The following is a 20,742-nucleotide window of genomic DNA, read 5'->3' as shown; positions in this document are numbered from 1 at the left end:
GCCGGATGCGCATCACACCGCGACGGTCGCCACCACCTGCGCCAGCAGCTGCTCGCGCCTCGCCTGGGAGCGCTGGCCCTTCATGGTCGCGGCGAAGCGCTCGAGGATGCCCTCTTCAAATGCGGTGACGATGGTGTCGTGGACGTAGCTCTTGCGGCAGATCGCCGGCGTGTTGGAAAGCTTGTCTGCGGCGGCGCGGATTGCGTCCAGCACCTGCTTCTTGCGGCCGCGCTGGCTGGTGGCTGGCGTGATCCGTGACAGCGATTCCACCACGACGGCGGACGCCATCAACGTACGAAAATCCTTGAGCGAGATCTTGATGCCGGCGATCTCGCGCAGAAACGCATTGACCTGGGTGGTGCTGACCGCGCGCACGACGCCGTAGGCATCGCGGTACTGGAACATGCGTTTGCCGGGGACGGCCTGCAGGATGCCGATGGCACGCACCAGCTTGGCCGCGTCGCACTCCTTCCGCACAGCCTTGCCGCCCTTCGCCTTGAAGGTCAGCACGAAGCAGTCGTCCTCGAGCGTGACGTTGGATTTCAGCAGCGTGGTTGCGCCGCGGGTGCCGTTGAGACGGGCATAGGACTCGTTGCCGGGGCGGATCGCGGTCCGCGCGATCAGCTCGATCACGGCCGAGAGCGCGAACTCACGCGTCGGCTCGTCGCCCGACAGGAACGCCGAGACCTTGCGCCGGATTTTTGGCAGCGCCCCGACGAGCTTTTCCAGGCGATGCGCCTTGCGGTGCTCGCGGACCTTCTCCCAATCGGCGTGATAGCGGTATTGCAGCCGGCCCGCGGCATCGCGTCCCACCGCCTGGAGATGCGAATTCGGATCGGCCGAGTAGCGAACCTCGCGATAGGCCGGCGGCACCGCCATGGCATGCAGGCGGCGGATGGTGCGGGCATCGCGGATATGCGCGCCGTTGGGGCGGACGAAGGAGTAGCCCTTGCCGCGCTTGACGCGCCGGATGGTCAGCTCGTTCTGGTCGCCCAGCCGCAGGCCGTGCTCCTTGGCGAGCGCCTCGACCGTCGCCGGCGCCGTATCGAACGTCTTTTTCGGGCTGGGGCGCCTGAAACCCGTCGGTTTGGGCCATTGTCCGAGGGCTTTGGCCAGCGCAATGGCCGCAGGATCGGCTGAAGCGGGCCGCATCGTCCCGAGATTCTGCTGATCCATCATAGCTTTATGCCTTAGCCCTGCCTGTTATCGTTCAATGCCGCTGTTCTGATTTTTGTTCCGAGGGGTCTCTTTGGGCCCGGGTTGGCCATTTAGGGTGTTCCGAACCGCATTGCGAGTCCCGAATCAGTGAAGGGAGGTTGCTAAATACCTCTAGCGCTGCATGAGGCTCTGCGCCGGCCCGTTCCACGCAACGGGGTAAACACCGAAAAGGCCTGTTTCAAATCTGCGACAGTCGCAGCGGGCGGCCTTGATCCTCCGCATGGCCGACAGCCCGCCGAAGGTCCAGCTTGTGCTCCTTGTCGGGTCCGGTTAGCCCGACGCATAATCAGTCAATGATCAAGTCGGCTCGCCGATCGCTGGCGTTCGGCCTGCCGCATGTGGAGGGAAGCATGTCCGAGAAGATCTACGACGTCCCCGCGGAGTGGGCGAAGCGCGCCTGGGTCGACCAGGCCAAGTACAAGGAGATGTACGCCCGCTCGATCTCGGACCCGAACGGCTTCTGGGCAGAGCAGGCCAAGCGCATCGACTGGATGAAGTCGCCGACGAAAATCGAGAACGTCTCGTTCGCGCCCGGCAACATCTCGATCAAATGGTTCGAGGACGGCGTTCTCAACGTCGCCCACAATTGCATCGACCGGCATCTTCACACGCGCGCCAACCAGACCGCGATCATCTGGGAAGGCGACGACCCCTCGCAGTCCAGGCACATCACCTATCAGGAGCTGCACGACGAGGTCTGCCGGATGGCGAACATCCTGCGCACCCGCAACGTCGGGAAGGGCGACCGTGTCACCATCTACCTGCCGATGATTCCGGAAGCGGCCTATGCGATGCTCGCTTGCGCCCGGATCGGCGCGATCCACTCCGTGGTGTTCGCGGGCTTCTCGCCCGACAGCCTCGCCCAGCGCATCAACGACTGCCAGTCCAAGGTCGTCATCACCGCGGATGAAGGCCTGCGCGGCGGCAAGAAGGTGCCGCTGAAGGCCAATGTCGATGCGGCGCTCGCCAAGGCCGACGGCGTCGACTGGGTCGTCGTGGTCAAGCGCACCGGCGGCAAGGTCGACATGAACCCGACGCGCGACCTCTGGTACCACGAAGCCGCGGCAATGGTGACGACCGAATGCCCGGTCGAGCACATGCACGCCGAGGATCCGCTGTTCATCCTCTACACCTCGGGTTCGACCGGCCAGCCCAAGGGCGTGCTGCACACCTCCGGCGGCTATCTCGTGTTCGCCTCGATGACGCATCAATACGTCTTCGACTATCACGACGGCGACATCTACTGGTGCACCGCCGACGTCGGTTGGGTCACCGGCCACAGCTACATCCTCTACGGGCCGCTGGCGAACGGGGCGACCACGCTGATGTTCGAGGGCGTGCCGAATTATCCCGATAATTCCAGGTTCTGGAACGTCATCGACAAGCACAAGGTCAACATCTTCTACACCGCGCCGACCGCGATCCGCGCGCTGATGCAATCGGGCGACGAGCCCGTGAAGAAGACCTCGCGCGCGAGCTTGCGCCTGCTTGGCTCGGTCGGTGAGCCTATCAACCCGGAGGCCTGGGAGTGGTATCACCGCGTCGTCGGCGACGATCGCTGCCCGATCGTCGACACCTGGTGGCAGACCGAGACCGGCGGCATCCTGATCACACCGCTGCCGGGCGCCACCAGGCTGAAGCCGGGCTCGGCGACGCAGCCCTTCTTCGGCGTCGTCCCCGAGATCGTCGATGCCGACGGCAAGGTGCTGGAAGGCGAGACCACGGGCAATCTCTGCCTGACGCGGTCCTGGCCCGGCCAGATGCGCACGGTCTACGGCGATCACGCCCGCTTCGAGCAGACCTATTTCTCGACCTACAAGGGCAAGTACTTCACGGGCGACGGCTGCCGGCGCGATGCCGACGGCTATTACTGGATCACCGGTCGCGTCGACGACGTCATCAACGTCTCCGGCCATCGCATGGGCACCGCCGAGGTCGAGAGCGCTCTGGTCGCGCATGAGAAGGTGTCGGAAGCGGCGGTGGTCGGCTTCCCGCACGACATCAAGGGCCAGGGCATCTACGCCTATGTCACCCTGATGGCCGGCGTGCAGCCGACCGACGATCTGCGCAAGGAGCTCGTCACCTGGGTGCGCAAGGAGATCGGTCCGATCGCTTCGCCCGACCAGATCCAGTTCGCGCCGGGCCTGCCCAAGACCCGCTCGGGCAAGATCATGCGCCGCATCCTGCGCAAGATCGCCGAAGACGAGCCGGGCAGCCTGGGCGACACCTCGACCCTGGCCGATCCCGCTGTCGTCGACGACCTCGTCAAGAACCGGCAGAACCGGAAGTCGGCGTAAGCCGCTCTCGTGCCGCGGACGCAGCGCAGCCCGTAAGTGATGCGCTGCTGAACCGGGGTTACCCAGCCGCATGAAGAAGCCGTGTTCCGGCTCCACGCACAGCAGCGTCAAGGCGCTGCTGTGCGTGCGGGCCAGGGCTGCCTTTCGCGCCAACGCCTCCTCGAAACAACGGCCGTTCACATCCTCACACACTTGTCAGGACTGCCCTGCCGCGTCCGGCACCTTTCCCGCCAAGTGTTGTTTTCATGTCATTTACTTTATTTCGAACATTTCCTTTGTTCCCGCTGCTGGCTGGCCCTCGGCGGCCGTGCGTGGAAACCATCCGGTTAACAGGCGCGGTTAAGAATGAGCGCTATGAGGGCCTGGCGCGGCGATTGCCGGGTTCTGCGTAATTTTGAGCGATCCGTTTTAGGGCAAGGGGAAGCATCGATGTCGATGAGGATTGCGGTGGCGCTGGCCGCCACCATCGGGGCCGGGGTCTTGATGTCGACGGCGGCAGAGGCGCGGCCGGAGCTGGTGGGCGCGCACCTGGCCGACTATTCGCCGGGCACCATCGTGGTCAAGACCAGCGAGCGGCGGCTCTATCTCATCCTCGATAACGGCCACGCCGTGCGCTATCCGGTCGGCGTCGGCAAGGCCGGCAAGCAATGGGCCGGCACGACGAAGATCGACGGCAAATATCTCAATCCGGCCTGGGCGCCGCCTGCCGAGGTGAAGCGCGACAAGCCCAATATCCCCGACGTCATTCCGGGCGGCTCGCCGCGCAACCCGATGGGCGTTGCGGCGATGACGTTGGCCGGCGGTGAATATGCGATCCACGGTACAAATGTGCCGGGCTCGATCGGCGGCTTCGTCTCCTATGGCTGCATCCGCATGCTCAACGACGACATCACCGATCTCTATGGCCGCGTCTCCGTCGGCACGACGGTGGTCGTCACGCGCTGACCGCCTGAAACAGCCAGGATGAAGAGGCCGCGTCACCGACGCGGCTTTTTGTTACCAGAAGCGCCAGCCGCGCGCGCACCAGCCGTTGCGATGGCCGCCATTGTAACTGCGTACGAAACCGCCTGCGACCAATGCCGCCGCAACGCTCGCAGTCTTCCGGGTGGCGACGTCGGCGAGAACACGACCGTATTTGTCGGAACCGAGATTGGTGATCGTCACGCCGCCCTGACCGAGCAGATCGCGCAGTGCGCGGGCCGCAGCTTCGGCCTTGTCCAGCTCCTCCTGGCAGGACGCCTTCAGTTCGGGCGCATCGATGCCGCGCAGCCGAACACGCGCGACGAGATCAGCACCATTGGGCTGATGCACGCGCGCCAGAAACGTGTCGCCATCGACGGTGCGAATGACCTCGATCGGTTGACGAGCGCCAGCCGCGCCGGACTGCTGCAGGATGATTTCGGCATCGCGCGATTGTTCGTCATTCACTCGCGGAACAGGCCAGATCGTTCCCTGGCGGAAGCCGAGCACCACGGCCGTGACAACGCCGACCACGAACATCCACGGCAACAGTCCGGAGAAGCGACGGCCGAACGGCGAGCCGCTGTATGAAGTCCGGTATGGACGGCTGGGATCGAAGCGCGACATCCGCGCACGCTAGGGCTGAGTCGGCTGAACCGGCAAGGTGGCTTGTAAGGAGCGCGCGTGAAGCGGCGACTTCAAAAGTCGGAAGCGATGCCCTTGCGCTCCCAATCGCCGTAGCGGGTGGGCTCGGGGCCCTTCGGCCCCTGCAACTCCTTCGCCCTGGCCTCGTCCTTTGCCTGGGCAGCCGCCGCCTGCCGGCGCGCTTCGGCTTCGGCCAGCGCGCGCTGGGCAGCCGGCGATAACGGCTTGCGATCGGGAACGGAAGACTGGTCGCTCATCGTCAGGCTTTCTAGCGCAGGACCGGGCGCAACGCGATGCCCAATAACGCATTCCTGAAATCGGCTCGAAGGGCTGAAAAACCCGCAAGCGATTCTTACATTTGGCATATTCGCATGCCAGAGATCGGGTTCTCAAGGCATGCGCCGATTGCGGCGGAACTGCCGCTCGCTCAGAACCTTGCTTCCGCATGCCATCTCAACGTTTCGTCCCTCCATCCGAAGTGCCTGGTCTTGCGGCACGGCGGATTGCCGCCGACATCGTCGACGGCGTGCTGCACAAGCACCGCACGCTTGACGACCAACTCGACGGCAGCGGCGCCCATCCCGGACTGAAGACGCTGGCCGATCGCGACCGTGCGCTGATGCGACGCCTCGTCGCCACGGTGCTGCGCCGGCTCGGCACGCTCGGCCATGTGCTGTCCCGCCTGCTCGACAAGGGTATTCCCTCCGACGCGCCGCGCGCGCAGAGCGCGCTCTTGATCGGCGCCGCCCAGATCCTCTGGATGGACGTGCCGGATCACGCGGCGGTCGATCTCTCCGTTCGCCTCGTGCAATCCGACCGCCGCGCGGCGCGCTATGCCGGCCTCGTCAACGCCGTGCTGCGCCGCTGCGCGCGCGAGGGCAAGGGGCTGATCGAGGAGGTCGCGACGCAATCGCTGGATCTGCCGCCATGGCTGTTTGCGCGCTGGAGCGCGCATTATGGCGAGGCGACCGCACGCGACATGGCGCTGGCGCTCGGCCACGAGCCTTCGCTGGATCTGACGGTGAAGTCGGATCCCGCACAATGGGCGAGCCGCCTTCATGGCGAGACGCTGCCGACGGGAACGGTGCGGATGCTGCTGCACGGTTCGGTGACCATGCTGCCTGGATTCGCCGAAGGACAATGGTGGGTCCAGGACGCCGCCGCTGCGTTGCCCGCCCGCCTGTTCGGCGACGTCAATGGCAAATCCATTGCAGATCTCTGCGCCGCGCCCGGCGGCAAGACCGCGCAGCTGGCCTATGCCGGCGCGCATGTCACGGCCATCGACCGCTCGCCCGCCCGGGTGGCACGTTTGCGCGAAAATCTTGCCCGGCTGTCGCTCCAGGCCGAGACCGTCGTCGCTGACGCCGTGGAATGGGCCGGTCCGGCCGAGGCCTTCGACGGTATCCTGATCGACGCGCCCTGTACCTCGACCGGCACGATCCGCCGGCATCCCGACGTGGCATGGCTGCGGCAGGAATCCGACATCGCCGCCCTGGCCGCACTCCAGCAGCGGCTGCTGCGGAAATCGATGTCGCTGCTCAAGCCGGGCGGGACGCTGATCTACTGCACTTGTTCGCTGGAACCCGAGGAGGGCGAGCAGGCCGTGGCAGCGCTGCTCGCCGCCGAGCCTGCGCTTCGCCGCGTCCCCATCGAGGCGTCGGAGGTGGCGGGACTCGACGAAATCCTCAACCGGGACGGCGATCTTCGCACCCTGCCCTGCCATCTGCCGAACGCCGATCCCAAGCTCGGCGGCCTCGACGGATTTTTCGCGGCCCGGCTCGTTAAATCCTGATTTTGCACTGGATTTTGCGACCGGGGCGCTGATTCGCGCCGTTCAAGGTGGTGTCAGACGACCGATTTTGGGATTAATAAGGATTCGTCACTGATCCTCTCCCCCATCAAGGCAAGGCGTGTCGGTCGCTCACCGCAGACATATCTCGACGCTGGTCATGAACCGCTTCGCGCGGAACATGCTCGCGCGCGCGAGCGGTGGTTCCGTGACGCTCTCGCGGGTCTGGCCCGGCCGCACCGACCGGCTGATCATCGCGCCCCACGACCTGCGCACCGCGGACGCGACCCGCGCCGCCGAGATCTATGCCGGCCGCTTCGTCTTCGCCGGCAAGATCGTCAATTGCCACGGACGATCGATCTTCGATCTCGAACCACCGTCGGAGGATTGGGAGGTCGCGCTGCTCGGCTTCGGCTGGTTGCGTCATTTGCGCGCCGCCGACACCGCGCTGACGCGGGCGAATGCGCGCGCGCTCATCGAGGACTGGATCGCCAACCCCGCCAACAAGCGCCGCCCCGTCGCGCGCCGCGCCGACGTGCTGGCCCGGCGCGTGATCTCGCTGCTGTCGCAGGCGCCGCTGGTGCTGAGCGAGACCGACAACAAATTCTACCGCCGCTATCTGCGCGCCCTGGCCCGCGAGATCCGCTTCCTGCGCTACACGATGGTCGACATTCCGGACGGAGTGCCGAAGCTCCAGGTGCTGATCGCGCTGTGCTACGCGGCCCTGTGTCTCGCCAACCAGACGCGCCACATCCGCAGCGCCTCCAAGAAGCTGTCCGACGAATTGCAGCGGCAGATCCTGCCCGACGGGGGACACATCTCCCGCAATCCGGGTGCGCTGATCGAGCTCCTGATCGACCTGCTGCCGCTGCGGCAGACGTTTGCCGCACGCAACATCGCGCCGCCGCCGGCGTTGCTCAACGCGATCGACCGCATGATGCCGATGCTGCGCTTCTTCCGGCACGGTGACGGCAATTTCGCCCTGTTCAACGGCATGAGCGCGACGTCTTCGGACCTGCTCGCCACGCTGCTCGCCTATGACGACACCCACGGCGCGCCGATGGCGAACATGCCGCATACCGGCTTCCAGCGCCTCGATGCCGGCCAGACCACGTTGATCATCGACACCGGCCCACCGCCGCCGGCCGGCGTCAGCCACGATGCCCATGCCGGCTGCCTGTCGTTCGAGCTATCTTCCGGCATCAGCCGCATCGTCAGCAATTGCGGCATGCCGACCACGGGCCGCGACAATTGGCGGCCGTTCGCACGCAGCACGGCGGCGCATTCGACGCTGACCTATCACGAGACCTCGTCATGCCAGTTCGTCGAGATGTCGGCGATGAAGCGGCTCTTGCACGGCGCCCCCATCACCAGCGGACCCGTCCAGGTCGAGAGCTATCGCGAGATCGTGCAGAACGGCACGCTGCTGACGACCTCACATGACGGCTATCTCGCCAAGTTCGGGGCAATCCACCGCCGCGTGCTGATGATCGCCAATGACGGCGCACGCATCGATGGCGAGGACACGCTGTCGCCGCCGCAGGGCGGACGCTTCAAGGGCGCGGATGCCGATTTCGCGCTGCGCTTCCACCTGCATCCGGCGGTGAAAGCGAGCCGGCTGTCGGACGCTCGCGGCGTGATGCTGGTGCTGCCGAACCGCGACGTCTGGACCTTCGAGGCGCTCGACGACAAGGTCGACCTCGAGGACAGCGTGTTCCTGGCCGGCAATGACGGGCCGCGCCGCACCGCCCAGATCGTGATCCGTCAGGACGCCCGTCAGGCCCCCTCGATCCGCTGGAGTTTTGTGCGCTCCACGGCGTCGCCGACGGTCACGAATGCCCGGCGCAACGCGCGGCGGGAGCCGGAACTACCGCTGTAGAGACACGTTCGTCAGTCCTGTCCGGCGTTGTGAAACCGGCCGAAAGCTGCTATCGAGCACGCGCTCGCGCGACTGGCGACCTTGGATGGAGCACCATCGGGAAGCGCGGGACATCACCGCCGCGCGCCTGGGCATAGACACTCCTAAGACAGAGGATCTTGCTCATGACTGACCATCCCCGCCGCGTCACCCGCGCCCTGCTCTCCGTGTCCGACAAGACCGGCCTGATCGATTTCGCAAAGGCGCTTGCCGCCCGCGGTGTCGAGCTGGTCTCGACCGGCGGCACCGCCAAGGCCATTGCCGCGGCCGGCCTCGAGGTGAAAGACGTTTCCGAGCTGACCGGCTTCCCCGAGATGATGGACGGCCGCGTCAAGACGCTGCATCCGAAGGTCCACGGCGGCCTGCTCGCGATCCGGGACAACAAGGACCATGCCGAAGCGATGAAGGCGCATGACATCGCGCCGATCGATCTCTTGGTCGTCAATCTCTATCCGTTCGAAGCCACCGTCGAGAAGGGCGCCGGCTTCGAGGATTGCATCGAGAACATCGACATCGGCGGTCCCGCGATGATCCGCGCAGCCGCAAAGAACCATGACGACGTCGCCGTGGTGGTCGAAGCGCAGGACTATCAGTCCGTGCTCGACGAGCTCGCCGCCAACAAGGGCGCGACCACGCTGAAACTGCGCCGGCGCCTTGCCGCGAAGGCCTATGCCCGCACCGCGGCGTATGATGCCGCGATCTCGAACTGGTTCAACCGCCAGCTCGAGATCGATGCGCCCGACTTCCGCGCCTTCGGCGGCCGGCTGATCCAGTCGTTGCGCTACGGCGAGAACCCGCACCAGACCGCGGCGTTCTACGCGACGCCCGACAAGCGTCCGGGCGTCTCCACCGCACGGCAGCTCCAGGGCAAGGAGCTCTCCTACAACAACATCAACGACACCGACGCGGCCTATGAATGCATCGGCGAGTTCGACGCCGAGCGCACCGCGGCCTGCGTCATCGTCAAGCACGCCAATCCCTGCGGCGTCGCGGAGGGATCGAACCTCGTCGAGGCCTATCGCAGGGCGCTGGCTTGCGATTCCACGTCCGCGTTCGGCGGCATCATCGCGATGAACCGTCCGCTCGATGCCGACACGGCCCGCGAGATCACGAAGATCTTCACCGAGGTGATCATCGCGCCGGACGCCAGCGAGGAGGCGATCGCCATCATCGGCGGCAAGAAGAACCTCCGCCTGTTGCTCGCCGGCAGCCTGCCCGACCCGCGCGCGCCCGGCCTCACGGCCAAGACGGTGGCCGGCGGCCTCCTCGTGCAGAGCCGCGACAATGCCGTGGTCGACGACATGACCTTCAAGGTCGTGACCAGGCGTGCGCCGACCGATGCGGAAATGCGCGACCTGAAATTCGCGTTCCGCGTGGCAAAACACGTCAAGTCCAACACCATCATCTACGCCAGGGATCTCGCCACCGTCGGCATCGGCGCGGGCCAGATGAGCCGGGTGGATTCAGCACGGATCGCGGCGCGCAAGGCGCAGGATGCGGCCCATGAGCTGAAGCTCGCCGAACCGCTGACCAAGGGCTCGGTGGTGGCCTCGGATGCGTTCTTCCCGTTCGCGGACGGCATGCTCGCCTGCATCGAAGCCGGCGCCACCGCCGTGGTGCAGCCCGGCGGCTCGATGCGCGACGACGAGGTGATCAAGGCCGCCGACGAGCACGGCATCGCGATGGTCTTCACGGGTACGCGGCACTTCAGGCATTGAGCTTGCTGTCATTCCGGGCTCGCGCCAGGTGGCGCGCCCCGGAATGACGGTGGTGCCGCTATTTCCGCACCCGCATCAACAGTCCCAGTCCCGCGACGAAGAACACGACCAGCACGGCCATGCCGGCCTTCTGGCTCGCCGTCACCGCGGTGATCGTGCCGATCAAGAGCGGCCCGATGAACGACGTCACCTTCCCCGTCAGCGCGAACAGGCCGAAATATTGCGCGATGCGATCCTGCGGCGCGAGGCGGATCAGCAGCGTGCGGGAGGCGGCCTGCAGCGGGCCGCCGGCTGCACCGATCAAGCAGCCCAGCACGAGATAGGCGCGCTCCGCCGCGCTCGAGAACAGGGGAGCGCCGGCTTGCGGCGGCGCGGTCTTGACGAACAGGACGCTATCCTTGTCGACCAGCAGGATCGCGGCCACCGCCAGCAGCAGGACCAGGAGACTGCCGGCGATGACGCGCTTCGGCCCGAGGCGGTCGTCGAGCTTGCCACCGAGCCATGCACCTAACGCGCCCGCGACCGCGAGCATGATGCCGAACGTGCCGATCTGGATCGTGTGCCAACCGAACGTGCCGGCGGCATAGATCCCCCCAAACGCGAACAGCGATACCAGTCCATCGGTGTAGATCATGTTGGCGAGCAGGAATGCCGCGAGCGACTTCTGCTTGGGCAGTCGCTTGATCGATTGCTTCAGCTCGGACAGACCTTCCCTCAGCGCCTCGCGCAGCGGTCGCTTCGCCGGATAATCCGGCGTGAACAGGAACATCGGCGTCACGAAAATGATGAACCATAGTCCGGTCAACGGCCCGGCGGCACGATCCCCCCGATGAGTGACGGGGTCGAGCCCGAACAACGGCGCGAAGCCGAGCAGCGTGCGGCCGGTCCCGGGATTGGCGGCGAGGAAGCCGAGCACGATGATCAGGCTGACGATGCCGCCAACGTAGCCCGTGGCCCAGCCGGTGCCGGAGAGCCGGCCGATCCGTTCAGGCGGCACCAAGGTCGGCATCATTGCATTGTTGAAGACGGTAGCGAACTCGGCGCCGATGCTGGCGAGCGCGACCGCGGTGAGCAGCAACGGAATGACGGCGTCATCGCCGGGTTTGCCGATCCACAGCGTGCAGGACGCCAGCACCAGCACCACGCCGAAGCCTGCGATCCACGGCTTCCTGCGGCCGGCCGCATCTGCGATGGCCCCCAGCACCGGCGACAGCAGCGCGATCGCAAGGCCCGCTGCGGCCATTGCGAAGGCCCACAGCGACTGGCCGGTGGCGGGATTTGGCGCAACGCTGGTCGCGAAGTAAGGGGCGAAAACGAAAGTCGTGATCAGCGTGAAATAGGGCTGCGCGGCCCAGTCGAAGAAGATCCAGCTGACGACGGCGGCGCGCGGCGGATAGGTCCGCTGCACGCTGGCCATGCGCAGATCGGGAGCGATCGTCGTCATCAGCAGTCCTCATCACGAACAGTTTTGCCTCTCTCGGGGCAAACCGTATAGCATTGTAGCAAAGGGTGTGAACTGGCCCGAGAGCACGACGGACATTGATGATGTCGCCTCATTCGACACGGCGGACGTTTTTCGCGGTCATTGCCACTCTGGCGTTCGGTTTCGCTCCCGCGACCGCTCAGGATGCGCGGCGAGGCCATGTCCTGCCACCACGCGACACCGTGCGTGCCGTCGCCGCCGAGCACGGCATGGTGGTGGCGCAGGAGAAGATCTCCGCGCAGGTCGGTGCCGACATCCTGCGGCGCGGCGGCAATGCGGTCGATGCTGCGGTCGCGACCGGCTTTGCCATGGCGGTGACCTATCCGCGTGCCGGCAATGTCGGCGGCGGCGGCTTCATGGTGATCCATTCCGCCGATCGCAATGAAGACGTCACGATCGATTATCGCGAGACCGCCCCGGCCGCGACCACGCCGCAGATCTTCCTCGGCGCCGACGGCAAACCCGATACAGCGAAGTCACGCGATTCAGCGCTCGGCATCGGCGTGCCCGGCACCGTCGCAGGCCTCGCCCTGGCGTTGGACAAATACGGCTCGGGCCGGTTCACGCTGGCGCAACTGCTCGCGCCCGCCATCGCGCTCGCACGCGACGGCTTTATTATCGGCGACGACATTGCCGATACGCTGCCAAGCTGGCACCGGCGGCTGGCACGCTGGCCTTCCTCGGCCAGGATCTTCTCGCGACCAGATGGCACGCCGCTGGAGGAAGGCGACCGGCTGGTGCAGGGCGATCTCGCCGAAACGCTGTCGAGCGTCGCCGCACAGGGGCCGCGCGGATTCTACGAGGGGACGGTCGCCGAGAAACTCGCCAAGGCCGTGACTGATGCCGGTGGCATCATGACGGCGGCCGACCTCAAGGCCTATCAGCCGGTCATCCGCGCGCCGGTGCGCGGCACCTATCGCGGCTATGACATCGTGTCGATGCCGCTGCCTTCGTCCGGCGGCGTGGTGCTGGTGGAGACGCTCAACATCCTCGAAGGCTTTCAGCTTGCCGATCTGAAGCAGGGATCGGCGGCATCGCTGCATCTGCTGATCGAGGCCATGAAGCGCGCCTATGCCGACCGCGCGCGCTATCTCGGCGATCCCGCCTTCGTCAACGCGCCGATCGAGACGCTGGTCGCGAAGGACTACGCCGCCAGGCTGCGCGCAGGCATTTCGACCGGGCGGGCCACGCCGTCGAAGGAAATCGTGTCCGCTTCTGCCGCGACGCGCGAGGGCAGCAACACCACCCATTTTTCCGTCGTCGACGGTCGCGGCAACGCCGTCAGCAACACCTACACGCTGAACTTCAGCTATGGTGTCGGCCTGGTCGCCGAGGGCACCGGCGTGCTGCTCAACAACGAGCTCGACGATTTCACCGCGGCAGTTGGCGCATCCAACGCCTATGGCCTCGTCGGCTTCGAGGCGAACCTGCCCGGCCCCGGCAAACGGCCGCTCTCGTCGATGTCGCCGACGATCGTGCTGAGGGACGGCAAGCCGGTGCTGGTGACGGGCTCACCCGGCGGCAGCCGCATCATCTCGACCGTGCTCCAGGTGATCGTGAACGTGCTCGACTACAAGATGGACGTCGCGGCCGCCGTCGCTGCGCCGCGGCTGCATCACCAATGGCTACCGGATGAAGTGCGCGTCGAACGCGGCTTTCCCGACGACGTGCTGTCCGAACTGAAGGCCACGGGCCATCTCATCGTCGAGCCAATGGGGCAGACATCGGCCAATTCGATTCTCGTGACGCCGAATGGAACGCTCGGCGCGTCCGATCCGCGCACGCGCGGCGCAGAAGCGGCGGGGCAGTAGACCTCGTCGCCTGCATGCGCAGGTGCGCAATTGCGCACCGTCGTTCGGGTTGCACGCGCCGGGAACGGCGGTGAGAGTGATTACCGGCCCACCTGATACGGCCCGCCTTTTTCCAGCGCGCGCGCATAGGCCGGCCGCGCGTGGATGCGCTCCAGGAACGCCATCGCCCTGGGATGGCCATGCTCCAGCCCACCGCGCGCTTGGGCTGCTTCCAGCGGAAAGCTCATCTGGATATCGGCCGCGGTGAACTCGCTGCCCGCAAACCACTCGCTCTTGGCGAGCTCGCCTTCCCAATAGTCCATGTGCTGCTTGATCTGGGGATTGACCAGCGCGGTCAGCGCCTGGTTGCAGACCTTTCGAACCAGCGGGCGCAGCAGGGCGGGCGCGCGCTTCGGCATCAGCGTGAACAGCAGCTTGAGCAGCAGGGGCTGCATCGCGGATCCCTCCGCATAATGCAGCCAATAGGTGTAGCGCAGGCGCTCCGGCGTGTTCGGCGGGGGAATCAGCCGGCCATTGCCGTAGGTGGCGATGAGATATTCGATGATCGCACCCGACTCGGCGATGGTGTTGCCGTTGTCCGTGATGACCGGCGACTTGCCGAGCGGATGAATGGCGCGCAACTCGTTCGGCGCGCGCATGTCCGGCTGGCGCTGGTAGCGCACGATCTCGTAGGGCACGTCCAACTCCTCGAGCAGCCACAGCACGCGCTGCGAGCGGGAATTGTTGAGGTGGTGAACGGTCAGCATCGCGAGGTCCTCAGGGCTTGGCGTGGTCGATCGGCCGCGCGTTCGTGCCAGCCTAGGAACGCATTGTCGAGCCGTCGGTGCAGATATTTTCACCCGGGTATATTGACGCGAATAATTTACCCGGGTATTAAGCTGCCAACGCGATCAATATGGTAACGATTCCAATGCAAGCGACTTTCACAGCCTTCGTCGGCCAGCGCCGGCTGGCCTCCGGCACGGCAGGCGACGTGGCGCTCGCCGTCAAGCGGGCGACACAGCCGCTGGATCAGCCGATCATCATCTTCGACGACGGCACGGGCCGGTCGATCGACTTCGACCTGCGCGGCGACGATCGCGAGGTGCTGGCGCGGCTGGCCAAGCTCATGCCGCCACCCGCGACCGAAAGCGCCGAGCCGCCTACGGAGCCGCGCGGACGCGGCCGGCCGAAGCTCGGCGTGGTCGCGCGGGAGGTGACCTTGCTGCCGCGGCACTGGGAGTGGCTCAACTCTCAAGCCGGCGGTGCCTCGGTCGCGCTGCGCAAGCTCGTCGACGAGGCCAGGCGCGCCAGCGGCGCCAAGGACCGCGAGCGCCAGGCGCGCGATGCGGCCTATCACTTCATGTCGACCATGGCCGGCGACTTGCCGCAGTTCGAGGAGGCCTCGCGCGCGCTGTTCGCGGATGACCGGCGGCGCTTCACCGGACTGATCGCCGATTGGCCGACTGATATCCGCGACCACATCGTCAAGCTCGCCTACAGCGACCGCGCTTAAGGCAGCGCTCTTCACAACCCCATCGACGGCCGAGCCGCGCATTGCGCGGCAACGGCTTCGCACGCCCTGATGAAAGGCCGATCCATGTCCGCTCCAAAACCGCTCTGGACCACATTCCTCCGCTTCCTCGCGCCCTTGATGCTGAGCAACGCCCTGCAATCGCTGTTCGGCACCGTCAGCAACGTCTATCTCGGCCAGATGATCGGCGTCGAGGCGCTCGCCGCGGTCTCGGCCTTCTTCCCGGTGATGTTCTTCCTGTTCGCCTTCGTCATGGGGCTGAGCACCGGCGCCACCGTGCTGATCGGCCAGGCCTTTGGCGCGGGTGAGCACGGCCGGATCAAGATCATCGCGGGTACGACACTCGCAGTCGGCCTGCTGCTGTCGATTTCGGTTGCACTGGTTGGTGGGCTGTTCAGCCGTCAATTGATGATGGCGCTCGCCACGCCCGCCGACATTCTCGATGAGGCCAGCGCCTATGCCAGAGTCATGTTGCTGACAATGCCGCTCGGCTTCGTCTTTCTGGTGATGACGGCGATGATCCGCGGCGTCGGCGACGCCCTGACGCCGCTGCTGGCGCTGGCGTCGTCGACCGCGATCGGCCTGATCCTGACGCCATTGCTGATCCGCGGTGGGTCCGGACTGCCGGCGACCGGCATCACCAGTCCGGCATGGGCGGCCGCGATCTCGAACGCGCTCACGCTGATCATGCTGGCCGTCTATCTGCTGCGACGCAAGCACCCGCTCGCGCCGGACGCCGCACTGCTCCGTCATTTGCGGCTCAACGGCGCCGTGCTCGGAAAGATCCTCGGCATCGGACTGCCGACCGCGATCGGCATGATGTCCATGGCCATCGCAGAGCTGGTGCTGCTCGGCCTCGTCAACGGCTTCGGATCGGACGCCACTGCGGCTTATGGCGCCGTCAACCAGGTGATGGGCTATACGCAGTTCACGGCGATGTCGATTTCGATCGCGGTCTCGATCCTCGGCGCGCAAGCGATCGGCGGCGGCGACAGGGCGCGGCTCGACGGCATCGTACGCACCGGCCTCATCTTCAACCTCGTCCTGACCGGCGGGCTGGTGGCGCTGATCTACCTCATGCCGCGCGCGGTGCTCGGCATCTTCATCACCGACGGCGCCGTGCTCGATATGGCGAAACGGCTGCTGTACATCGCCCTGTGGAGCTCGGTGCCGTTCGGCTTGGCGACCGTGTTTTCCGGTGCGATGCGCGCGGCCGGCGTCGCCTTGACACCGATGCTGCTGTCGATCTTCGCGATTGTCGCGATCGAGCTGCCGGCCGCGGTGATCCTGAGCCGCGCGATCGGCCTCGAGGGCGTCTGGGCTGCCTATCCGATCGTGTTCTGCGCCATGCTCGTCTTGCAGATGGGCTATTACGTCCTGGTGTGGCGCAAGCAGGCGATCCGGCGTCTGGTCTGACGGGACCCTAAGTATTATGACCGTCATTAAACGGTGGACCCGTGGCGCGGCCTGCGCCACAATGAAAAAAAGCGACGTCAGGGAGTATGATTTTGACCCGCACTGCCCCGCAATTCCTGTTCGACTTCGGCAGCCCCAACGCCTATCTCAGCCATCTGGCGATTCCGGCGATCGAGCAGCGGATCGGCGTCAAGTTCGAGTATGTGCCGATCCTGCTCGGCGGCATCTTCAAGTCGACCAACAACAAGTCGCCGGCGGAGAGCCTGGCCGGCATCAGGAACAAGCGTGAATTCCAGGCGATCGAGACCGAGCGCTTCATCAAGCGCTTCCATGTCCAGCCCTATGTCTGGAATCCGCATTTCCCCGTCAACACGCTGAACCTGATGCGCGCGGCGATCGCGGCACAGCTCGAAGGCGTGTTCGAAGAGTATGTCGAGGCCACCTTCCACCACATGTGGCGCGAGCCGAAGAAGATGGACGACCCTGAAATCGCGGCGAAGGCGCTGGCCTCCTCCGGCCTCGACGCGCAAAAGCTGTTCGCCCGCGCCGGGGAACCCGAGGTGAAGGGCAAGCTGATCAAGAACACCGAGGAGGCCGTCGCCCGCGGCGCGTTCGGCTCGCCGACCTTCTTCGTCGGCGACGAGATGTTCTTCGGCAAGGAACAGCTGCGCGAGGTCGAGGAAATGGTGTTGGGGAAGGGCGAGTAATGAATGGCGAGTAGTGGAAACGTTACTCGCGTTTCGTTATCTGCTATCCTATTCGCTACCCCCTGTTCGCCATTCGCTTTTGTCCGAAGAACAACAATAACGGAGCTCTTGCATGCGTATCCTCGTGGTCGGCGCCGGCGCCATCGGCGGCTATTTTGGTGGCAGGCTGTTGCAGGCCGGCCGCGACGTCACCTTCCTGGTCCGGCCCCGTCGCGCCAGCGAGCTCGCGAGCGCGGGCCTCGTCATCAAGAGCCCGAACGGCGACGTGACCTTGAAAAATCCGCCGACAGTGCAGGCGGATGCGCTCAAGGACAAGTTCGACGTCGTGCTCTTGAGCTGCAAGGCGTTCGACCTCGACGACGCCATCAAATCGTTCGCCGCGGCGGTCGGACCGAACACCGCGATCATTCCAATGCTCAACGGCATGAAGCATCTCGACACGCTGGATGCCAGGTTCGGCAAGGAGCGGGTGCTCGGCGGCCTCTGCGCCATCGCAGCGACTTTGAACGAAAAGCGCGAGGTGGTGCAGCTTCAGCCGATGCAGTCGATCAATTACGGCGAGCGCGACGGCAAGATGTCGGACCGGGTGAAGGCGATCGACGAAGCCTTCAAGAGCGGCATCACTGGCGCCACCGCGAGCCAGAACATCATGCAGGACATGTGGGAGAAGTGGGTGTTCCTCTCCTCGCTCGCGGCGTCCACCAGCCTGATGCGCGCCTCCGTCGGCGACATCCTGGCGGCTCCCGGCGGCCGGGATTTCCTGCTCGGCATGCTGGACGAGACCAGCGCGATCGCCACCGCATGCGGCTATCCGCCGGGCGGGCCGTTCTTCGAGCGGGTGAAGGGCAACCTCACCGCAGAAGGCTCGCCGATGACCGCGTCGATGTTCCGCGACATCAAGGCTGGCCTGCCGGTCGAGGCCGACCACGTCATCGGCGATCTGATCGCGCGCGCCGATGCGGCCAAGGTGCCGGTGCCGAAGCTGCGCATCGCCTATACGCATCTGAAGGCGTATGAGAAGCAGCGGGGGAGCTGACTGCACACTGCAACGTCGTCCTGATCTACGCGCTCGCTTGTCCGGGACGACAATGGCGTTGTGGCGAAGGCTTCGCGCTATTTCAAATGCGCCAGATAGTGCGAGACGGCGGTGATTTCCTCGTCGCTCATGCGATAGGCGACATCGACCATCGCAGCGACGCCGTTGCCGATGCGCTGACCCGCCTTGTAGTCGTGCAGCGCCTTGACGAGATATTCCTGGCGCTGGCCGGCGAGCCGGGCGACGCCCTTGGTGCCGGCATAGCTGTCCGTATGGCATGAGGCGCAGCGGCGACCGGCAGCGACCTGTGCGCCCTTTTTCGACAAGTCCGGATCTTTGTCCTCCGGACCTTTGGGCGGCGGGAGCTGCGAAAAGTAAGCGCCGAAATTGCGGATATCCTCGTTGGTCATCTGCTCGACGATCGGCTGCATCTGCTCGTTCTTGCGCGCACCGGCGCGAAAGAACACCAGCTGCCACTGCAGGAATTGATCGGGCTGGCCGGCGAGCGAGGGAATGTTCTCGGTCTGCGAGATGCCGTTCTCGCCGTGGCAGCCGGCGCAGGCGGCGGCCTTCTCCTTGATCGCGGCATTGTCGGCGGCATGGGCCGGGATGAATGCGAGCAGAAGCGTCGCAGACAGAATTCCGAACCGAACGACCCGCATGGCTGATTTTTCTCCGGCTGCCATTGCCGGGCTTGACCCGGCAATCCATCCCTCTTGCAAGAAGCTTCTCTTTTGATGGATTCCCGGATCAAGTCCGGGCATGACGAACGCGTTCCACCGCAGGCCCGTCACGAACAAAAGAGGCTGCAACCGTCACCGGTCGCAGCCTCTCCGTTAGGTCGCGCTACTTCTTGCTGTAGCTGATGCGGTAGATCGCGCCGGCCCAATCGTCGGCGACGAGGATCGACCCGTCCTTGGCGAGGATGATGTCGTTGGGACGGCCGAGATAGCCCTGGTCGCCCTCGAGCCAGCCGGAGGCGAAGATCTCCTTCTTGGGGTTCTTGCCGTCAGGCCCGACGATCACGCGCACGATGCGCGCGCCCTGGTACTTGTGGCGATTCCAGGAGCCGTGCTCGGCGATCAGGATGTTGTTCTTGTAGTCGGCGGGGAATTGGTCGCCGGTATAGAACTTCATGCCGAGCGGAGCGACATGGGCGCCGAGATTCAGCACGGGCGGTGTGAACTCGGAGCATTTGTGGCCCATCGCGAACTTGTCGTCAGGCAGATTGCCCTGGTGGCAATAGGGATAGCCGAAATGCTCGCCGATCCTGTTGATCATGTTCAGCTTGTCGGAAGGCAGGTCATCGCTGATCCAGTCGCGGGCATTCTCGGTGAACCAGTATTTGCCGGTGCGCGGATCGACGTCACCGCCGACCGAGTTGCGGACGCCGAGCGCGTAGATCTCGGCGTTGCCGGTCTTGGGATCGACACGGCGGATCTGCGACACGCTGGTCGGCGGAATGCCGATGTTGAAGGGCGGTCCGAACGGCAGGAAGAACCAGCCCTCCTTGTCGACCGCGATGTATTTCCAGCCATGGGCGGCATAAGAGGGCATGTCGTCATAGACGACCTTGCCCTGGCCGAGATTGTCGAGATTGGCTTCGGCGTTGTCGTAGCGGATCAGCTTGTCGACGGCGATGACGTAGAGCGCGCCGTCCCTGAAGGCGACACCGGTGGGCATGTTGAGGCCCTTGAGGACAGTCTTGACCTCCTTCTTTCCGTTGTTGTCCTTGATGGCATAGACGTTGCCGAGGCCGAACGAGCCGACGAACAGGGTGCCCTTGTCACCCCAGGCCATCTGCCGCGCAGCCAGCACGCCCGAGGCGTAGACATCGATCTTGAAGCCCGCCGGCAGCTTGATCTTCTTGACGATGTTGGCGAGCTCGGCGTCGGAGGCGCCGGTCGGCGGTCCCGACGGCGGCGCGAGGCCCTTCTGCGCCTCGGTCTCGTCGCCGAGGAACCAGTCGTCCGGCGGATGAGTCCAGAACTCCTTGGTGCCGGATTCGTATTTCTTCAGCGGCTTGTTCTTGTCCTGCTGTTGCGCGTGGCCAGCGCTGGTCCCCGCGAGAAGGGCAACCGCTGCAAGCGCCAGAACGGATTGAAAGACGGATCGATGGAATTTCATCGCGTCACTCCCCTAAGGCAGCCGTCAGGGCTGCGCGTTATTTTGTTCTGCTAGTCGAGAGGCGAAGTTTGGGTCCGTCGGCTCGACAGACACGAAAAGGTTAG

General features: G+C 65.3%; 17 protein-coding genes and 1 riboswitch. Of the genes, 10 read left to right on the top strand and 7 right to left on the bottom strand.

Annotated elements, in window-relative coordinates:
• Window positions 1–12 precede the first annotated feature (12 nt).
• A complete protein-coding gene (locus AX729_RS13555; protein WP_061023755.1) occupies window positions 13–1,179 on the bottom strand; it encodes a DNA topoisomerase IB in 1,167 nt (388 codons plus the stop codon).
• 389 nt (window positions 1,180–1,568) lie between these two features.
• Between AX729_RS13555 and acs the strand changes: the two genes are divergently transcribed.
• Both acs and AX729_RS13545 read left to right on the top strand, forming a co-directional pair.
• Window positions 1,569–3,515: an acetate--CoA ligase gene (gene acs, locus AX729_RS13550; protein WP_061023855.1), complete on the top strand. Its 1,947-nt coding sequence runs from the start codon at window positions 1,569–1,571 to the stop codon at window positions 3,513–3,515.
• Window positions 3,516–3,944: 429 nt separating this feature from the next.
• A complete protein-coding gene (locus AX729_RS13545; protein ID WP_061023753.1) occupies window positions 3,945–4,460 on the top strand; it encodes a L,D-transpeptidase in 516 nt (171 codons plus the stop codon).
• 51 nt (window positions 4,461–4,511) lie between these two features.
• Here the strand turns inward: AX729_RS13545 and AX729_RS13540 are convergent, their stop codons facing one another.
• Complete coding sequence (locus AX729_RS13540) at window positions 4,512–5,102, bottom strand: thermonuclease family protein (protein WP_061023750.1); 591 nt, start codon at window positions 5,100–5,102, stop codon at window positions 4,512–4,514.
• Window positions 5,103–5,173: 71 nt separating this feature from the next.
• Window positions 5,174–5,377 carry a DUF1674 domain-containing protein gene (locus tag AX729_RS13535; protein WP_061023748.1) on the bottom strand — a complete coding sequence of 68 codons (204 nt, stop codon included), beginning with the start codon at window positions 5,375–5,377 and terminating at the stop codon, window positions 5,174–5,176.
• A 188-nt stretch (window positions 5,378–5,565) separates the two neighbouring features.
• Here AX729_RS13535 and AX729_RS13530 point away from each other — a divergent pair, with 188 nt between their 5' ends.
• The 3 genes from AX729_RS13530 (at window position 5,566) to purH (ending at window position 10,545) form a co-directional block, all read left to right on the top strand.
• Window positions 5,566–6,912, top strand: coding sequence for an RsmB/NOP family class I SAM-dependent RNA methyltransferase (locus AX729_RS13530; RefSeq protein WP_061023746.1), 1,347 nt, complete (start codon window positions 5,566–5,568; stop codon window positions 6,910–6,912).
• Between the two features lie 157 nt (window positions 6,913–7,069).
• The gene (locus AX729_RS13525; RefSeq protein ID WP_061023853.1) at window positions 7,070–8,788 is read left to right on the top strand and encodes a heparinase II/III family protein; all 1,719 of its coding nucleotides are present in this window, start codon (window positions 7,070–7,072) and stop codon (window positions 8,786–8,788) included.
• Window positions 8,789–8,846: 58 nt separating this feature from the next.
• Window positions 8,847–8,928: riboswitch (ZMP/ZTP riboswitch) on the top strand.
• Between the two features lie 24 nt (window positions 8,929–8,952).
• A complete protein-coding gene (gene purH / locus AX729_RS13520) occupies window positions 8,953–10,545 on the top strand; it encodes a bifunctional phosphoribosylaminoimidazolecarboxamide formyltransferase/IMP cyclohydrolase (protein WP_061023743.1) in 1,593 nt (530 codons plus the stop codon).
• Window positions 10,546–10,603: 58 nt separating this feature from the next.
• On the opposite strand, the gene AX729_RS13515 is transcribed toward purH, so the two are convergent.
• Window positions 10,604–11,989: an MFS transporter gene (locus AX729_RS13515; RefSeq protein WP_061023741.1), complete on the bottom strand. Its 1,386-nt coding sequence runs from the start codon at window positions 11,987–11,989 to the stop codon at window positions 10,604–10,606.
• A gap of 98 nt (window positions 11,990–12,087) precedes the next feature.
• Here AX729_RS13515 and ggt point away from each other — a divergent pair, with 98 nt between their 5' ends.
• Window positions 12,088–13,839: a gamma-glutamyltransferase gene (ggt, locus tag AX729_RS13510; RefSeq protein ID WP_061023739.1), complete on the top strand. Its 1,752-nt coding sequence runs from the start codon at window positions 12,088–12,090 to the stop codon at window positions 13,837–13,839.
• A gap of 80 nt (window positions 13,840–13,919) precedes the next feature.
• Here ggt and AX729_RS13505 read toward each other — a convergent pair whose 3' ends face one another.
• On the bottom strand, window positions 13,920–14,585 hold the full coding sequence (locus tag AX729_RS13505) for a glutathione S-transferase family protein (protein WP_061023737.1): 666 nt from the start codon (window positions 14,583–14,585) through the stop codon (window positions 13,920–13,922).
• A gap of 164 nt (window positions 14,586–14,749) precedes the next feature.
• Between AX729_RS13505 and AX729_RS13500 the strand changes: the two genes are divergently transcribed.
• From AX729_RS13500 to panE, 4 genes are all read left to right on the top strand, one after another.
• A complete protein-coding gene (locus tag AX729_RS13500) occupies window positions 14,750–15,334 on the top strand; it encodes a DUF2239 family protein (protein ID WP_061023735.1) in 585 nt (194 codons plus the stop codon).
• Between the two features lie 84 nt (window positions 15,335–15,418).
• The gene (locus AX729_RS13495; protein WP_197433590.1) at window positions 15,419–16,768 is read left to right on the top strand and encodes an MATE family efflux transporter; all 1,350 of its coding nucleotides are present in this window, start codon (window positions 15,419–15,421) and stop codon (window positions 16,766–16,768) included.
• Window positions 16,769–16,860: 92 nt separating this feature from the next.
• Window positions 16,861–17,475: a 2-hydroxychromene-2-carboxylate isomerase gene (locus AX729_RS13490; RefSeq protein ID WP_197433589.1), complete on the top strand. Its 615-nt coding sequence runs from the start codon at window positions 16,861–16,863 to the stop codon at window positions 17,473–17,475.
• 112 nt (window positions 17,476–17,587) lie between these two features.
• The gene (panE, locus tag AX729_RS13485; RefSeq protein ID WP_061023729.1) at window positions 17,588–18,511 is read left to right on the top strand and encodes a 2-dehydropantoate 2-reductase; all 924 of its coding nucleotides are present in this window, start codon (window positions 17,588–17,590) and stop codon (window positions 18,509–18,511) included.
• Window positions 18,512–18,588: 77 nt separating this feature from the next.
• Here the strand turns inward: panE and AX729_RS13480 are convergent, their stop codons facing one another.
• Window positions 18,589–19,173 (bottom strand): c-type cytochrome, encoded by a 585-nt coding sequence (locus tag AX729_RS13480; protein WP_061023727.1) that lies wholly within the window; start codon window positions 19,171–19,173, stop codon window positions 18,589–18,591.
• 184 nt (window positions 19,174–19,357) lie between these two features.
• Window positions 19,358–20,638, bottom strand: a complete 1,281-nt coding sequence (locus AX729_RS13475; RefSeq protein ID WP_061023725.1) for a PQQ-dependent sugar dehydrogenase — start codon at window positions 20,636–20,638, stop codon at window positions 19,358–19,360.
• Window positions 20,639–20,742: the final 104 nt, after the last annotated feature.

The sequence above is a fragment of the Bradyrhizobium sp. CCH5-F6 genome, assembly GCF_001556045.1.
GTDB lineage: Bacteria > Pseudomonadota > Alphaproteobacteria > Rhizobiales > Xanthobacteraceae > Bradyrhizobium.
This window is presented reverse-complemented; position numbering and strand designations above follow the sequence as displayed.

Excerpts from the sequence above, each read along its gene's own strand:
- AX729_RS13555 (WP_061023755.1), bottom strand. The coding sequence starts at position 1,179 with ATGATGGATCAGCAGAATCTCGGGACGATGCGGCCCGCTTCAGCCGAT.
- acs (WP_061023855.1), top strand. The coding sequence starts at position 1,569 with ATGTCCGAGAAGATCTACGACGTCCCCGCGGAGTGGGCGAAGCGCGCC.
- AX729_RS13545 (WP_061023753.1), top strand. The coding sequence starts at position 3,945 with ATGTCGATGAGGATTGCGGTGGCGCTGGCCGCCACCATCGGGGCCGGG.
- AX729_RS13540 (WP_061023750.1), bottom strand. The coding sequence starts at position 5,102 with ATGTCGCGCTTCGATCCCAGCCGTCCATACCGGACTTCATACAGCGGC.
- AX729_RS13535 (WP_061023748.1), bottom strand. The coding sequence starts at position 5,377 with ATGAGCGACCAGTCTTCCGTTCCCGATCGCAAGCCGTTATCGCCGGCT.
- AX729_RS13530 (WP_061023746.1), top strand. The coding sequence starts at position 5,566 with ATGCCATCTCAACGTTTCGTCCCTCCATCCGAAGTGCCTGGTCTTGCG.
- AX729_RS13525 (WP_061023853.1), top strand. The coding sequence starts at position 7,070 with ATGAACCGCTTCGCGCGGAACATGCTCGCGCGCGCGAGCGGTGGTTCC.
- purH (WP_061023743.1), top strand. The coding sequence starts at position 8,953 with ATGACTGACCATCCCCGCCGCGTCACCCGCGCCCTGCTCTCCGTGTCC.
- AX729_RS13515 (WP_061023741.1), bottom strand. The coding sequence starts at position 11,989 with ATGACGACGATCGCTCCCGATCTGCGCATGGCCAGCGTGCAGCGGACC.
- ggt (WP_061023739.1), top strand. The coding sequence starts at position 12,088 with ATGATGTCGCCTCATTCGACACGGCGGACGTTTTTCGCGGTCATTGCC.
- AX729_RS13505 (WP_061023737.1), bottom strand. The coding sequence starts at position 14,585 with ATGCTGACCGTTCACCACCTCAACAATTCCCGCTCGCAGCGCGTGCTG.
- AX729_RS13500 (WP_061023735.1), top strand. The coding sequence starts at position 14,750 with ATGCAAGCGACTTTCACAGCCTTCGTCGGCCAGCGCCGGCTGGCCTCC.
- AX729_RS13495 (WP_197433590.1), top strand. The coding sequence starts at position 15,419 with ATGTCCGCTCCAAAACCGCTCTGGACCACATTCCTCCGCTTCCTCGCG.
- panE (WP_061023729.1), top strand. The coding sequence starts at position 17,588 with ATGCGTATCCTCGTGGTCGGCGCCGGCGCCATCGGCGGCTATTTTGGT.
- AX729_RS13480 (WP_061023727.1), bottom strand. The coding sequence starts at position 19,173 with ATGCGGGTCGTTCGGTTCGGAATTCTGTCTGCGACGCTTCTGCTCGCA.
- AX729_RS13475 (WP_061023725.1), bottom strand. The coding sequence starts at position 20,638 with ATGAAATTCCATCGATCCGTCTTTCAATCCGTTCTGGCGCTTGCAGCG.